Consider the following 14198-nt stretch of genomic DNA (forward strand, 5'->3'; position numbering starts at 1 on the left):
TTTTTCTTAATTGATAGCTTTGTTTAACAATATTGTTGATGAACCGACTCTTGGCTCATTTCGTTTGAAAGCAAGGTTTCATAAGCTTTTTTTATAGCTGAAAGCTCATCTGATAAAACAATAGAAAAAAGGAGCCAAAAATTGATAAAAATAAATTACATCCACTTTAAAGAAAGGTTAAGGTGGCAGCAATTAACATGATCAACGTCCGTTTTGAAGTCAAGCTTTAATCCGTCTGGAGTATAGGATACAGAAGGCGATGATTGAATCCCAGTCTCTTTTAACATTTCATTTACTTTTGTTTTATTAGAGCTTTGAGCGGCAGTCATCAAATCAAATGCGAATTGATGAGAATTTGCCATTTTAGCTAATATAAGGCTTGCGTCTTTCATTAGGGTCTGCATATGCTGAGCAGAACTCATGAACATATCAGGATTTACTGTAGGAAATTGTCTGCTTTTTATATAAGGTATAAATTGAATTGGTACTGAATATTGTCCGTAATAATGGGGGAGAGGAGGGTAAGTATGTGCATGGAAGGCGGAATGATAATATGGATACATCGAACTCATCCCCTTTCCTTTTTAGTTATATATATGTAAGGAGAGGTTAGTGAATGCATATTATATTGCTTGTTCTCCATTCATGCTCGCCTGATTTGAATATTGGGCAAAATTACAGACGTTTATATGTATAATTGGTATAATTTGATGAAGAGCACATGTTTAAAATAAAAGCCTGAAGATATTAGGAAGAGATGAATGTTCTATTTGGCATTGAGAAAGAGGCGTACAAGATATGGAACTTGATTTTATTTTGGACCTCATTGAAAGTAGCGGATATTTAGGGCTTTTTTTATGGCTTTGGTTGGGTGTATTTGGTGCGCCATTGCCAAACGAACTGATCGTGATGACAATTGGAATTGCCGCTTCGCAGGCAGTATTAAATCCAATTGCTGCTTTTTTAGTGACATTTGGAGGAATTGTAGCGGCTTTAACGACTGCTTATTTACTAGGCCGGTTTGTTGGCAGCCCATTGTTGCCTTTTTTAAAGAAAAGAAAGCGCTTTTCTAAAGTGATAGAAAGATCTCTTAATGTGATGAATAAATACCATTCATATTCTTTAACAATGAGTTATTTTATTCCTGGTTTAAGAAACTTTGTTCCCTTTTTATATGGCGTTAGTAAACTATCGTTTAAAACCTTTATGCTCTTTGCTTATTCAGGTGCGTTTGTATGGCTGATCATTATGTTTAGTTTAGGTTACTGGTTTGGGGACCACAAGGAAAGAATTTTTCAGATGGAGACAGAGCTTCTTCTTATAGTCGCGGTTCTTACCACCAGCTATTTTATTTTGAAACTGATCAAAAGGAAAAGAAAACAAAAAATTAAGTCGATGACATAATAAAATCATTTTTCTGGAAATTTAATCGAATTGATATGGAGGAAAAAGTATGGATCTAAAAAAAACGCTTATTCATGCTCTTGGAATTGAAGTGATTAAAGTTGAAAGGGGGTTGGTGGTTGCAACAATGCCTGTAGACGAGAGAACACACCAGCCGTGGGGGTTGCTGCATGGTGGCGCCTCAGTAGCATTAGCAGAAACAGTTGCCTCTGTTGGAGCTTTTGAGCTGGTTGACAAGTCGAGTGAAGTGGTAGTAGGGCTAGAAATTAATGCGAATCATGTTAGAGGGAAAAAAGATGGTATTGTTACAGCGACAGGGACTGTCTTGCATCAAGGGAAAACAACGATGGTTTGGGATATTAAAATTACAGACGAGGAAGAGCGGTTAATTTGTGTTTCTAGGTGCACCATGGCTGTTATAAAAAGAAGGTAAAAACAAATTCGCTTTTACCCTCTATTTTCCTCTAATGAAAAGACGTTTCGTAATTTATGTTCATGAATGGCAGCGGGTGTGATGCTTAGCATTTTATTACGGATAGAGCAAAGAAAAGGAATGTCAATTTGAGCTACTTTTCCAAAGATGCGGGAGTCCTGAGTAATTTTCCGCGTTCTTTCGATTCGAAGCTCTTCAAACTTTTTAAAAGCTAAATGTAACTCATTCTCGCTTTCTAGACTTTTACTTAGAAAATAGGCATCTTCAATAGCTTGACAGGCTCCTTGACCTAAATTTGGTGTAATTGCATGGGCAGCATCACCTGTAAGGATGATGCGATCGTATGTAAATTGATGTAAAGGGTCAAGGTCGTAAATATCATGCTGGACGACATGACAGTCTAGAGTTTTATCAATTAATTGAGGAATCGGATCATGATAGTACAAAAAATTATACAATAGTTCCTTAGTCGTCCAAGACGAGAGTTCTGGATCATGTGGTGGACAGTTTTTTAAGGCATACCAATAGAGCCGATTTCCTGATAAAGGCATGATTCCAAAGCGACCTTTTGGCCCCCAAGTTTCGGAAAACCTTCTTTTAATATAGTCGGGACAATTGTGGAAAATACCTCTCCAGCATGTATAGCCAGCATAGCGTAGTTTTTTCATCGGCTGAATCTGCTTACGAATGTTGGAATTGATACCGTCACTGGCAATAAGGTATTCGGTAGCAACCTGTTTGCCATTTTCGAAATACAGATCGATTCCATCAGGAGTGTACATAAAGTCACTTAGCTTTTCATTAAAGTAAATCATATCATGCTGAATTTTTTGTGACAGAATTTGAATTAAATCTTGTCGATGTATAAAAGTATAGGTGGGGTAGTCTTTGGAAAGCTGATAAATTTCGGTGAGTTCTTTTCCTGTGTCTGATAAAATCGTCCAAGAATCGGTTGAGAAGCCGTGCTTTTTTATGTCTGCCATGATGCCTAATTCGTTCAATGCATGAAGAGCATTGGCACCTAATAGAACTCCTGTTTCTGGCGAGCTAAAATCTGCGTTTTTTTCATAAATTTTCACATGAAACCCTTTATTTTTTAAAGCGATCGCTGTGCTTAAACCACTGATTCCGCCTCCGATAATAGAAATTAAATTTTTCAAAAGAAACACCTCCCCACAAAATCATTCTATTATTACTATAAACTACCAATTGAAGATAGAGGTATGGATAAATATTGAACATTTCCCAGTTGAAGGCATCCGTTGGATTCTTGTCACAAAAAGGACGGCAACTGATGGAAGATGAGCAATAACATCCAGAAACTATTTTCTTTCTTAAAAAATAGAGTATAAAGCTTTGTGGAGCGTGAACATATTGACAAAATCAAGTTAAACGCACCATTGGTTAAAAGATCAGTGCCGGCTGTGCTGGAGGCAGATTCTTAAGTGTAGATGTATCCAATAAGGAAACTCATTAGGAGCGCTGCAAAGGCAATGAAAATTTCATTAGTCAAACAACTGAGAAAGTACAACAACATTTTCGAAAAGTTAAAAAGCAAGTGGAGTTACAAGCCTCTGCAGTCTCCACTTGCTATATTTGATTTATTCCGTTTCTTTAGGTTCAGCGATTTGTTTCGCCTTTTTTAGATCGTCATGGACGCTGCGATCCGACATTTTAACGCCAGAATAATAAGCGGATCGGCTAATAAGATGGCCGGCTACTGGAGAGGTCATGAATACGAAGGCAATTCCCAGAATAAGACGTGAATTAAAATGCCCTTCTAAAAAGTAGAAATAGAGAAAGGTACCAAATAAAATAGACATGACACCTAGTGTAGCCGATTTAGAAGCGGCATGATTGCGCATATATACGTCAGGAAGCCTAAGGACACCAAAGGTTGCAACTAGACTGAGAAATGCTCCAACTAAAATAAAGAAGGCGATAAAATAACTAGCGATCTCGTTCACGTTCGAAAATAACCCCCTTCTCTAAATACTTTGAAAAAGCAACTGTTCCAATAAAAGCAAGGATTCCGATTAGAAGGATTACCTCTAAAAAGGCATTTGTCTTAAGGACCATTGAGGTAAGTGCGACAATGGCAATTAAATTAATCCCAATAGCATCAAGAGCAATGACCCGATCCGGAATCGAAGGTCCTTTAATGACTCGATAGATGAGACCGATCATGGAGAGAGCTAAACAAAATAACGCGATATGAAAAACCATATCTAACATTATTGACTCACCTCCAAAATGGCTTTTTCAAATGTATGTTTAATACTCTTAACTGCTTCGTCTACATCAGCAATATCTATTGCGTGAATGTACAATGTTTGATTATCATCGGATACATCAATGACTAATGTACCAGGTGTAAGTGTAATAAGGTTAGAGAGCAATGTAATCTGCCAATCCTTTGTCAACATTGTTCGATAGGCAAAGATACCAGGCTGCATGTCTAACTTTGGCTTTAAAACCATTTTTAGGACGGCAATATTTGAAAGGATTAGCTCCTTTAAAAAGAGGAGAAGCAGCTTGAGCGCAGCAATTATTTTTGCCAAATAAAAACGGGAACCGAAGAATCGTCTAAACACAAAAATAATGATGAGTCCAAAGAAATAACCTTTTATGAAACTGGAAACATCAAATGAAACTTTTATAAACATCCACATGAAGGCTAGAAATACATTAAGTAGAATTTGAAAGGCCATTCCCATCACTCCTTTAAGACAGCATCAATATATAGACTTGGATCTGCTAAAGTCTCTGCTGCCTGAGAAATATACGGTAAAATGGCTTCAGTACCAATACCGTACACTGCTGAAAGTATTACCAGTATGACTGGAGAAATTAATAACCATTTAACAGGTGCTTTATCTTCATTCGCATAGTTTTGGTTATCGCCCCAAAAACCATTTATAAAAATTTTCATTACTGAAAACAAGACGAGCAAGCTTGAGATTAAGACAACGGCTGCACCTAAATAACTTTCTCCTGCAAATCCACCTTGTACAATCAGTACTTTTCCAATAAATCCGCTTAAAGGTGGAATTCCGGCAAGAGCAAGTGCCGCTATAAAGTAAGTCCAGCCTAGACCGGGATATCGTTTCATTAAACCACTCATATTTCGGAGATTACTTGTCCCAGTAATGGCAATGGCAATTCCTACAAGGAGGAATAAAGCTGCTTTAATAATCATGTCGTGAATTAAATAATAAATTGAACCAGTAAAGGCATCGATGTTCATAACGGAAATACCAAATAAAATGACACCAACTGCGACAATGATGTTATAGATGATAATTTTTTTTACATCCCAATAGGCTATGGCTCCGATAACCCCAATAATGATGGTTAGAATGGCTAATACTTGTAAAAGTACATGGGTAAAGCCTGCATCGTGATAGAAAAATAAGGTATACGTTCTTGTAATGGAGTAAACCCCGACTTTTGTTAGTAATGCACCGAATAAAGCTAATACAGGTATAGGAGGGGCATTATAAGAACCTGGCATCCAGAAATATAGCGGAAAAATAGCCCCTTTTAATCCAAATACGATTAAGAATAAGACCGCAATAACGGATAAAATGGCAGGTTGTCCGATTTCCGATACTCTTGCGGAAATATGTGCCATATTTAACGTTCCTACAATCGAATATAAATAGGCGACCGTAATAACAAAAAGAGCCGATGAGATAACATTAACAAGCAAATATTTAATTGATTCTCTTAATTGAATTTTTGTTCCACCAAGAACTAATAGCACGTAGGAGGACATAAGCATCACTTCAAAAAATACAAATAGGTTGAAAATATCACCTGTTGAAAAGGCACCGTTCACACCAACGATTAAGAAATTGAAAACCGGATAGTAATAATGATTTTCACGTTCTTTTCCAATCGATTTGAATGAATAAATGAGACAGGTAAAGGAAACAATGCTTGTTGTTAATATGAGTAAAGCTGAGAACATATCGGAAACAAGAGTAATTCCGAAAGGAGCTTCCCAACTCGAAATATTAAGAGACTGAATCCCATTTGTGTGTACTTTTTGTACTAAAAATAAAGCAACGACGATGGTGGCAACAGATCCTAGGGCAGAAATCCATCTTTGCGCCATGATTTTTTTTGGTAAAAAAATCAAGATCGCTGCAGCAAGAAACGGGATTAATATGGGCAATATGATTAAATTATTCATTGCTTTCTGTTCCTCTCATTTGTTCAATGTTATCTGTTCCTAGCTCTTTATATGCCCTATATGCTAAAACTAAGAAAAAGGCTGTAACCCCGAAGCTAATAACAATCGCCGTTAAGATTAGTGCCTGAGGCAAAGGGTCAGTGTAGCTATCAGCATTTTCTCCTAATAAAGGAGCAGCACCTCTTTTTAAACCACCCATTGTTAAAATAAGTAAATGAGCACCGTGGCTGAGAAGACCAGTTCCCACGATAATTCGTAATAAACTTTTTGAAAGCATCAAGTATGTCGCTGTCATAAATAATACGCCAACGACTATGGACATTAATATTTCCACTATTCATCCTCTCCTATCGTTTGAATAATGGTCATTGAAACCCCAACAACTACTAAATAGACTCCTAGGTCAAAGATCGTTGCAGTGTGAAGGGAAATTTCCCCAAGTATTGGTAAATCAATGTGGCCAAATGCATGAGTTAAAAATGGGACATTAAAAAATATCGCTCCGGCACTCGTTCCAATGGCAAATAACAAGCCAATTCCTGTCATGATTCGGTAGTTAAACGGTAAAATCATTGAAACAGTTTTGATGTCGTAGGCGATTAGCAGGAGAACGAGTGCTCCGGCAGTCATTAAACCACCGATAAATCCCCCACCAGGATAATAATGTCCTGCAAAGAATATATAGACAGAGAAGAGGACAATGATAAAGAGAATCACTTTAATCGCTGTTTCCAGAATGATATTATTTGATCTCAATCCTCTTCCCTCCTAGCAAGTCGTAATTTAATCATACCGTATATTCCTAGTGATGCAATTGCGAGAACGGTTATTTCAAAAAGGGTATCGAATCCACGGAAGTCTACTAGTATGACGTTGACCATATTTTTACCCGCAGCTTTTTCGTACGTATTTTCGATATAATACTGTGAAATCGAAGAGAAAAATTTATTGCTGTGCGCTGATAGAGCAATTAATGTCACAATTGCCCCCACTCCGACAGATATAATAGCATTTGTGAGCTTAAATCGGATGCGCGTTTCTTCCCGACGTAACTTCGGTAAATGATAGAAACAAACTAAAAATAAAGCTACTGAAACACTTTCGATCACTAGTTGTGTCAGGGCCAAGTCAGGTGCTCTAAATAGAACGTAAAAGAGTGAAACCGTATAACCTACGGAACCAAGTAAAATAATTTGTGACAATCTTGTTTTCGCAAACAAGATGCTAACTGCGCCAATCATGATGAGAAGGGCAAGCAACACTTCGTAAACGCCAATGGAGGCAAGGTTGGTCGTGTCCACTTTAAAGGCATTTTTATAAAAAAGTGCTGTTGCTAAAATCACGATAAAGAATGTGAAAATATAGACTAAGTAAGAACGGATGGAACCATTCATAAATGATTTTGTGAATTTAAAAGAACCTGTTTGGGCTCTGTTGACTGCCCCATCATAAAAACGATTTAGCGTAAGATTTTCAGGGAATAGATCATATACTCTTCTCCACTTTGGAAGTGTTAAATAAAGAAGTACTCCAACAGCAATAACTCCCAATGTCATAAATAGTTCAGGGTTAAATCCATGCCATTGATAAATATGAACCATAAATCCTTCCTCGTCTGTTACTAGGCTAGGGAGGATGGAAGAAAGCGCCGGCGAAATAAGATTGTCGGATAACAAAGAATTTGGAAAGAAGAAAATAATAATCACTAAAGAAGCAAGGATGATTGGTGAAATCAGCATACCTAAAGGTGCTTCATGCGGTTTCTTCTCCAACTTTTCTGGTTGATATTTACCTGTAAAGGTTTTGAAAACAAGAATCATACTATAGATAAATGTAAATACACTTGCTACCCAAGCGAGAATTGGGAACAGAATCGCAAAGGAATCAAAACTAAAGAAATCCATTTCAAGGACACGAAGCATGCCTGTAAAGAACATTTCTTTACTTAGGAATCCGTTAAACGGTGGTAGTCCAGCCATGGAAAATGCCCCGATCATCGCCAAGGTAAAAGTGATCGGCATAAAATGAAGCAATCCACCAAGTTTGCGTATATCTCTTGTGCCTGTTTCATGGTCAACAATTCCAACAACCATGAACAAGCTTCCTTTGAAGGTTGCATGGTTAATCAAATGAAAGATGGCAGCCGTTGTAGCAACAACATAAAGATTATCATCCAATCCAACATAATGAAGGGATGCTGCTCCAACACCAAGCAGAGACATAATTAAACCTAGCTGACTTACGGTAGAAAAGGCAAGTATACTTTTCAGGTCCGTTTGCTTTACTGCTGAGAAAGAACCCCAGAATAATGTGAAGATCCCAAAGCTCGCAACTAACCATAACCATAAACCGTCAACGGCAAATACAGGAGTTAATCTTGCTACTAAATAGATCCCTGCTTTCACCATCGTTGCCGAGTGCAAATAAGCACTGACAGGAGTTGGTGCTTCCATTGCGTCTGGTAGCCAAATATGGAAAGGGAATTGAGCGGATTTTGTAAATGCTCCAAGCAATATACAAATTAGAGCAGGTATAAATAATGGGCTTGTTACAATGACATCCGCTTGTGTAATGATTTCTGAAATGCTAAAGCTTCCCGTCATGAGGTATAGCAGGATGATACCACCAAGCATGGACAGGCCGCCAAAAACGGTAATAAGCATTGATTTTTGTGCGCCATAACGGGACTTTTCGCGATGATACCAATATCCAATTAATAAGAAGGAGGAAAAGCTTGTTAATTCCCAAAAAGCATACATAACAATCAAATTATCCGATAAAACTACCCCGAGCATAGCACCCATAAAGAGTAGTAAATAGACATAGAAATTGTGCAGCTTTTCTTTTCCCTTTGACAAATAATAAATAGAATAGAGCACTACAAGAGCGCCAATGCCTGTAATTAATAAGGCAAATAACAGCCCGAGACCATCTACCTTAGCTGTGAAATTGATTCCGAGTGTTGGGATCCAATCCAAGGTTTTCATAACTACTTCTTTACTCTTAGTAGTGGAAATAAAGGAAAAGAAGTAAATAAATAAGAGAATAGGTAATGGCAAGACAAACCATCCGGTATGTATTCGACGGAAGCTTTTATAGAAAAATGGAACCAAAATGGCGAAGATTAGTGGTGCAACAATGGCTAAATGCAATAATGACAAAACGAACCCCCCTTAAAAATCATATCCACTTCAAGAAGTGGCAAATAAATCGGTTTTAAAATTGTAAATGAGGTAATCTCCATTAAAAAAATGAACGCTTTAACTGTTCATTTTAAATTAAAGACGCAATAAAATTAGTCTAATGTTTCCCCATTGATATATGCAGAATTCTATTCTCTTTGTATTTCATGATAAAACGTATTTAAGAAAGGCTTCTCAAGTAGCGGTGACTTCTCTCATAAAATCGAATGAATCTCGTTGCTTTTCATCACATAAATTAAATTATACATGAAAAAGTATACAGTTGCATGCCTTTAAAGCATGTGGCTAAAGGGACGCTTTAAATATTATAAATAGGTAGAAATGCGTAAATTATAGAGAAAAATTTTTTGTTTTGGACAAATTTTGTTCTTGTTTTTAAGCGAGCATGTTCATGTGTATGTATAAAATTTTGTTTTTTTCTGCACACTACTCATTGATGGGGGTGTGTCATGAAAAGGAAAATTATCGCATCCATTTCAATATTTTTCTTTATGTTTTCCTTAGCTTGGTTATGGGATCATCAAAATGCCCGGGAATTTTTCAACCCAGGATTGGCTGATGGTGACGATGAAGTGGTTGAAATTATGCCCATTTCCAACCCAGCTAGTATGCCAAGAAAATACGAGGTATTTAAAGCAAGAGAATACGTTCGTATCGAAAAGCTGTGAAAATGACATGTGCGGATAAATAACTAACATCAGCAAGCTCAGAGTTACGGCTCTTGAGCTTTAGTTGCGTTGCCACTTTATATTGATTTCGTTTGGTTCCAATCTATTCATGGAATTAGATCATTTTAACCTTAAAGTTCATTCTCTAGTTGATGAGAGGAGACGGATCGAACTATACTATAGAGGCAGTTATAAAAAGCAATTTTTGGAGAAATATAATGAAAAATACATATTTTACTAGTTATTTTCCGTTACTTGCCATTCTTTTATTTAGTCTATCGCTATCTATTCGTGTTGAGATGACAGTCATTGAACTGTTAAAAAATGCTGGAATATATGAAGGAATGAAGGAATTCTTTTCAGATGGCGGAATTCAATTGGCTTTAATTGTACTATTGCTTGTTCTGTTTTTTATGGTGTTTGCAGCACTTAAATTAATTGCCAATACGATTAATGAACTGTCTTTGCTTTTTTTCTCTAAAGAATCAGAGGGTGACAGCTTAAAACAGATTCGAAGTGGCTCAAGCATCTACTTTATAGGGGGGGCGTTATCGTTATTAAGCTTGTATAGCTTCATCGGAATTGCCGCGATTTTTCTAGGGGCAACGATTACTTACTTCGTGTACTTTGTCTTCAAAATCAGTTCATCCATGTCTTTTATTGGTACAGTAGGAGTTATCTTATTTCAAGTAATCGTCTGGTCTTCCATGGTGATTGGTGTTTGCTACATCGCCTTGAAGGTTTATAACAGTATTATGGCTAGCTTGCCAATTTGAGCGGATGCCCGTAAATAAGGGCATCTTTTTAATGACCAGGATTTGTAATATGCTTGTGTTGATTTTTGGCTCATTTCGTGTGAAACCTTAGTTTCACGCGAAATGAGCCAAAAATCGTTTAATCAACAATATTGTTTAACAAAGCTTATGACAAAAAAGTTACGGTTTGGTGTATTTCACGTTATGCGATTTCCTAGGTGTGACAAAAGTAACTGCTTGGTCCTATTTATAATCTTTATAATTAAATACAAAGTATAAAATACATTAGGAATCAGGTGAATAGCATGCATGGAACAGGACACCCACACGGGAAAGGGCATCCCCATGGTATGGGGAAAATGATAGATTATAATGAGAATCCATTTATTGCAATCTGGGAGGTTACAAGAGCCTGTCAGCTAAAATGTGTACATTGCCGCGCAGATGCACAAACGAAACCGCATCCAAATGAACTTACCCATGAAGAAGGGATTAAGCTCATTGATCAAATTTATGAAATGAACAATCCGATGCTTGTATTTACTGGTGGAGACTGTATGATGAGAGAGGATCTTTTTGAATTAGCAGACTATGCCGTAAAAAAAGGAATGCGAGTTTCCATGACTCCGAGTGCCACAGCAAATGTAACGAAGGAAAAGATGGAAAGAGCGAAAAACGTCGGACTTTCAAGATGGGGATTCAGTTTAGATGGTCCTACTCCAGAAATCCACGACCATTTTAGAGGAACCCCAGGCTCTTTTGACTTAACTTTGGAAAAAATCAAGTACTTGAATGAGCTGAATATGCCGCTGCAAATTAATACAGTTATTTCCCGTTATAATTATGAACACTTAGAACAAATGGTCGAGTTAGTAAAGGAACTTAAAGCGATTATGTGGTATATTTTTCTGCTAGTTCCTACTGGAAGAGGTCAAGAGGATGCATGTATCACTCCTGCCGAGCATGAGAAAGTGTTTAAATGGTTATATGAGCTAAGTAAAACGGCACCGTTTGATATAAAAACAACTGCAGCCCAGCATTATCGAAGAGTGGTACTGCAGCAAAAGGCAAGAGAGCATAAAATAGATGGGGCGGATATTCGTTATGAAGATACGATTACAACTGACCATGCTTCTGTAATTGATGGCTTAAAGCGGGCACCAAAAGGTGTAAATGATGGCAATGGATTTATCTTTATCTCTCATGTAGGAGATGTCCTTCCAAGTGGGCTTCTTCCCATAAAAGTTGGGAATGTGAGAGAGAAACCATTAAAGGAAATTTATCGAGAATCTCCGGTACTACAGGAGCTTCGCAATCCTGATTTATATAAAGGAAAGTGTGGAGTTTGTGAGTATCGCTTTGTTTGCGGGGGATCGCGTTCTAGAACCTATGCAGTTACGGGTGATTATCTCGAGAGTGAGCCATATTGTGTGTATGTCCCAATGACGATGAGAGATAAAAAGAAAAGAATGGAAGCATAATAAGTGGATTATAGTAAAAAGGAAGAGGTCTTGCCAAAACATATTGGTGTGACCTCTTCCTTTTACTTTATTCTAGAAACGATGTCCTTCCAAATGCGTTGATGAGGTGCCGTCGCTTCTACATATTTGATATCGGAGGGAGTATCCTTCCCAATCCAGACACCAGCCGTTGTTGTATCGGTTAATCCAATGAACCAAAAGTCATAATAATCATTGGTTGTACCTGTCTTTCCTCCAATATATGAACTTTGGAAATTTGCTTTTTTTCCCGTACCTGATGTGACAACCTTATTTAAGGCTGTGCGCATTTTCGCTATTGTTGTAAGATTCCAGACTTGAACGGGTGTGTCTTCCCAGTGATAGAGGACGTTCCCATTTAAATCTGTAACCTGTCGGATTGCTCTCGCTGGTTGAAAAAAACCTTCCGTCGCAAAGACAGTATAGGCATTTGTTAATTCTAAGGGAGTCATTCCATAAGTAAATCCGCCAATCGCTGACGGCAAGCGATAATCTTCATCTGTAATCCGTTTAAATTGAAATTTATTCAAGTCATTAAAGGCATTTTCAATACCGGTTTTATTCAAAATCCGTACTGCTGGTGTATTGTAAGAGCGCATAAGTGCCTGTTCTAATGAAACCTTTCCATATGTTCCACCGCCATAATTTTTCGGGCAATAACCCTTTACGCAAAAATCGTCGGCACTGATTTTTTCATCAAGTGAAGCGTTCGTTTGATTGATATAAGGTGCGTATACTAGAAGCGGCTTAATTGCTGAGCCTGGTTGCCGATAAGCTTGGAATGCCCGGTTAAAATCGTATTTTTGATAATTTTTTCCGCCAACAAGGGCAATGACTTCATGTGCTTGGTGATCAATAACGGTGGCAGAGCCTTCAATATCCTTATAAGGGAGATTGTTTTTAACAGCTTGGACAGCTCTTTTCTGGACAGCCGGATCCAATGCAGTCTCAATTATCACTCCTGAGGAAAGCACTTCCTCCATTCTTAACTTTAAATCACGCTTTAGATTCTCTTGTTGGCTGGGGTTAGCTCGTTCGATTTTACTTTGAAAGCCTTCTGTAGTTGAGATCAGTTCTTTTAATTCAGCTTCTACATAAGTTATATAATCGGGGTATTCATCTGTTCTGTTTCGCAAATGTATCTCGATCGTTTCTGCTTTCATCGCAACCGCTTCTTCGTTGTTGATTACTCCTTCTCGTTCCATCAAATCTATTAATCGTTCTTGTCGAGCTTTTGTACGATCGAAATATTTAATAGGATTGTAGAATGATGGATTGTTTGGGATGGAAGCTAAAAAGGCTTGCTCTGCAGCAGTTAACTCTTCCGTCTTTTTTTGAAAATATGTATTGGCAGCAGCTTCAATGCCATAAGCACCATTTTGAAAATAGACAGTATTTAAATAAAGCTCTAAAATGGCTTCTTTCGTATAAGTGCGTTCAAGTTGATAGGCATATAAAACCTCACTCAGCTTGCGATTATAAGATTGCTCATAATTTAAGTATAAATTCCGTGCAAGTTGCTGTGTAATCGTACTTGCACCTTCTTCAATCTCATTGGCTGATATATTGACAGCCAACGCTCTTCCCATTGCCGTTAAATCAAAGCCAGGATGTTCGTAAAAATGTTGATCTTCCGACAGAATAAATAAATTTTTGGTGAATTCGGGTATGCGTTCAGAGCTTATGTAAATACGGTTCATCGGCTTATAGATTTCTGAAACGATGTCATTATTGCGATCTTTAATATAGCTAGTTTGCGTTAATTTGGTCTCGGCAATATTGATTCGTTCATCTAATATGCGATGGAAGCTTTGAACTTGCCCTGCCTCAGTGGTAACAAGCATGATAAGGAAAATAAAAAAAGGCAAGAGCAATATTATGAAAAAATAGCCGGTGAACATTCGCACCATGTTAATCCATTCCTTTTCAAAAACTTCGGATTCTTTAAATTCAAGTTCCAAATTCTAGGACTTACATCATTATATGTCATCTTTATCGAATGTACAATCTAAGAACAAGCTTCTGTAGAAAAGATGTA

General features: G+C 37.5%; 15 protein-coding genes. 5 read left to right on the forward strand and 10 right to left on the reverse strand.

What is annotated here, in order from left to right; genetic code table 11:
* Positions 1-155 precede the first annotated feature (155 nt).
* Positions 156-563: a hypothetical protein gene (locus tag NST02_RS06630; RefSeq protein ID WP_095311295.1), complete on the reverse strand. Its 408-nt coding sequence runs from the start codon at positions 561-563 to the stop codon at positions 156-158.
* Between the two features lie 235 nt (positions 564-798).
* Here NST02_RS06630 and NST02_RS06635 point away from each other — a divergent pair, with 235 nt between their 5' ends.
* Both NST02_RS06635 and NST02_RS06640 read left to right on the forward strand, forming a co-directional pair.
* Positions 799-1404 carry a DedA family protein gene (locus NST02_RS06635; protein WP_095311293.1) on the forward strand — a complete coding sequence of 202 codons (606 nt, stop codon included), beginning with the start codon at positions 799-801 and terminating at the stop codon, positions 1402-1404.
* A 49-nt stretch (positions 1405-1453) separates the two neighbouring features.
* A complete protein-coding gene (locus NST02_RS06640) occupies positions 1454-1837 on the forward strand; it encodes a hotdog fold thioesterase (RefSeq protein ID WP_095311291.1) in 384 nt (127 codons plus the stop codon).
* A 14-nt stretch (positions 1838-1851) separates the two neighbouring features.
* Here the strand turns inward: NST02_RS06640 and NST02_RS06645 are convergent, their stop codons facing one another.
* The 8 genes from NST02_RS06645 to NST02_RS06680 all read right to left on the reverse strand — a co-directional run bounded on the left by NST02_RS06645 (position 1852) and on the right by NST02_RS06680 (position 9196).
* Entirely contained in the window at positions 1852-2997 is a 1146-nt protein-coding gene (locus NST02_RS06645) for an FAD-dependent monooxygenase (RefSeq protein WP_095311289.1), read from the reverse strand.
* A gap of 441 nt (positions 2998-3438) precedes the next feature.
* Positions 3439-3804: a monovalent cation/H(+) antiporter subunit G gene (mnhG, locus tag NST02_RS06650; protein WP_095311287.1), complete on the reverse strand. Its 366-nt coding sequence runs from the start codon at positions 3802-3804 to the stop codon at positions 3439-3441.
* On the reverse strand, positions 3788-4072 hold the full coding sequence (locus NST02_RS06655) for a Na(+)/H(+) antiporter subunit F1 (RefSeq protein WP_095311285.1): 285 nt from the start codon (positions 4070-4072) through the stop codon (positions 3788-3790). Before NST02_RS06655 ends, mnhG begins: the two co-directional genes overlap by 17 nt.
* On the reverse strand, positions 4072-4548 hold the full coding sequence (locus NST02_RS06660) for a Na+/H+ antiporter subunit E (RefSeq protein WP_212933600.1): 477 nt from the start codon (positions 4546-4548) through the stop codon (positions 4072-4074). The genes NST02_RS06655 and NST02_RS06660 overlap by 1 nt, the downstream gene beginning before the upstream one ends.
* Before the next feature lie 5 nt (positions 4549-4553).
* The gene (locus NST02_RS06665; RefSeq protein ID WP_212933599.1) at positions 4554-6035 is read right to left on the reverse strand and encodes a Na+/H+ antiporter subunit D; all 1482 of its coding nucleotides are present in this window, start codon (positions 6033-6035) and stop codon (positions 4554-4556) included.
* A complete protein-coding gene (locus NST02_RS06670; protein ID WP_212933598.1) occupies positions 6028-6369 on the reverse strand; it encodes a Na(+)/H(+) antiporter subunit C in 342 nt (113 codons plus the stop codon). The genes NST02_RS06665 and NST02_RS06670 overlap by 8 nt, the downstream gene beginning before the upstream one ends.
* On the reverse strand, positions 6369-6791 hold the full coding sequence (locus tag NST02_RS06675; protein ID WP_095311277.1) for a Na(+)/H(+) antiporter subunit B: 423 nt from the start codon (positions 6789-6791) through the stop codon (positions 6369-6371). The genes NST02_RS06670 and NST02_RS06675 overlap by 1 nt, the downstream gene beginning before the upstream one ends.
* The gene (locus NST02_RS06680) at positions 6788-9196 is read right to left on the reverse strand and encodes a Na+/H+ antiporter subunit A (RefSeq protein WP_095311275.1); all 2409 of its coding nucleotides are present in this window, start codon (positions 9194-9196) and stop codon (positions 6788-6790) included. The genes NST02_RS06675 and NST02_RS06680 overlap by 4 nt, the downstream gene beginning before the upstream one ends.
* Positions 9197-9687: 491 nt before the next feature.
* On the opposite strand from NST02_RS06680, the gene NST02_RS06685 reads away from it, so the two are divergent.
* The 3 genes from NST02_RS06685 (at position 9688) to NST02_RS06695 (ending at position 12142) form a co-directional block, all read left to right on the forward strand.
* Positions 9688-9906 carry a hypothetical protein gene (locus NST02_RS06685; RefSeq protein ID WP_340948509.1) on the forward strand — a complete coding sequence of 73 codons (219 nt, stop codon included), beginning with the start codon at positions 9688-9690 and terminating at the stop codon, positions 9904-9906.
* A gap of 218 nt (positions 9907-10124) precedes the next feature.
* The gene (locus NST02_RS06690) at positions 10125-10682 is read left to right on the forward strand and encodes a DUF5366 family protein (RefSeq protein WP_095311269.1); all 558 of its coding nucleotides are present in this window, start codon (positions 10125-10127) and stop codon (positions 10680-10682) included.
* 284 nt (positions 10683-10966) lie between these two features.
* On the forward strand, positions 10967-12142 hold the full coding sequence (locus NST02_RS06695) for a TIGR04053 family radical SAM/SPASM domain-containing protein (protein WP_095311266.1): 1176 nt from the start codon (positions 10967-10969) through the stop codon (positions 12140-12142).
* Between the two features lie 62 nt (positions 12143-12204).
* On the opposite strand, the gene NST02_RS06700 is transcribed toward NST02_RS06695, so the two are convergent.
* Positions 12205-14070: a transglycosylase domain-containing protein gene (locus NST02_RS06700; protein ID WP_340948512.1), complete on the reverse strand. Its 1866-nt coding sequence runs from the start codon at positions 14068-14070 to the stop codon at positions 12205-12207.
* Between the last annotated feature and the right edge of the window lie 128 nt (positions 14071-14198).

Source organism: Robertmurraya sp. FSL W8-0741 (assembly GCF_038004005.1).
GTDB classification, from domain to species: Bacteria; Bacillota; Bacilli; order Bacillales; family Cytobacillaceae; genus Robertmurraya; species Robertmurraya siralis.

What these genes read in the sequence shown, in the direction of transcription:
- NST02_RS06660 (WP_212933600.1), bottom strand. Translation starts at nt 4,548, where the DNA reads ATGGCCTTTCAAATTCTACTTAATGTATTTCTAGCCTTCATGTGGATG.
- NST02_RS06685 (WP_340948509.1), top strand. Translation starts at nt 9,688, where the DNA reads ATGAAAAGGAAAATTATCGCATCCATTTCAATATTTTTCTTTATGTTT.
- NST02_RS06640 (WP_095311291.1), top strand. Translation starts at nt 1,454, where the DNA reads ATGGATCTAAAAAAAACGCTTATTCATGCTCTTGGAATTGAAGTGATT.
- NST02_RS06690 (WP_095311269.1), top strand. Translation starts at nt 10,125, where the DNA reads ATGAAAAATACATATTTTACTAGTTATTTTCCGTTACTTGCCATTCTT.
- NST02_RS06700 (WP_340948512.1), bottom strand. Translation starts at nt 14,070, where the DNA reads ATGGTGCGAATGTTCACCGGCTATTTTTTCATAATATTGCTCTTGCCT.
- NST02_RS06635 (WP_095311293.1), top strand. Translation starts at nt 799, where the DNA reads ATGGAACTTGATTTTATTTTGGACCTCATTGAAAGTAGCGGATATTTA.
- NST02_RS06695 (WP_095311266.1), top strand. Translation starts at nt 10,967, where the DNA reads ATGCATGGAACAGGACACCCACACGGGAAAGGGCATCCCCATGGTATG.
- NST02_RS06630 (WP_095311295.1), bottom strand. Translation starts at nt 563, where the DNA reads ATGTATCCATATTATCATTCCGCCTTCCATGCACATACTTACCCTCCT.
- NST02_RS06655 (WP_095311285.1), bottom strand. Translation starts at nt 4,072, where the DNA reads ATGTTAGATATGGTTTTTCATATCGCGTTATTTTGTTTAGCTCTCTCC.
- NST02_RS06665 (WP_212933599.1), bottom strand. Translation starts at nt 6,035, where the DNA reads ATGAATAATTTAATCATATTGCCCATATTAATCCCGTTTCTTGCTGCA.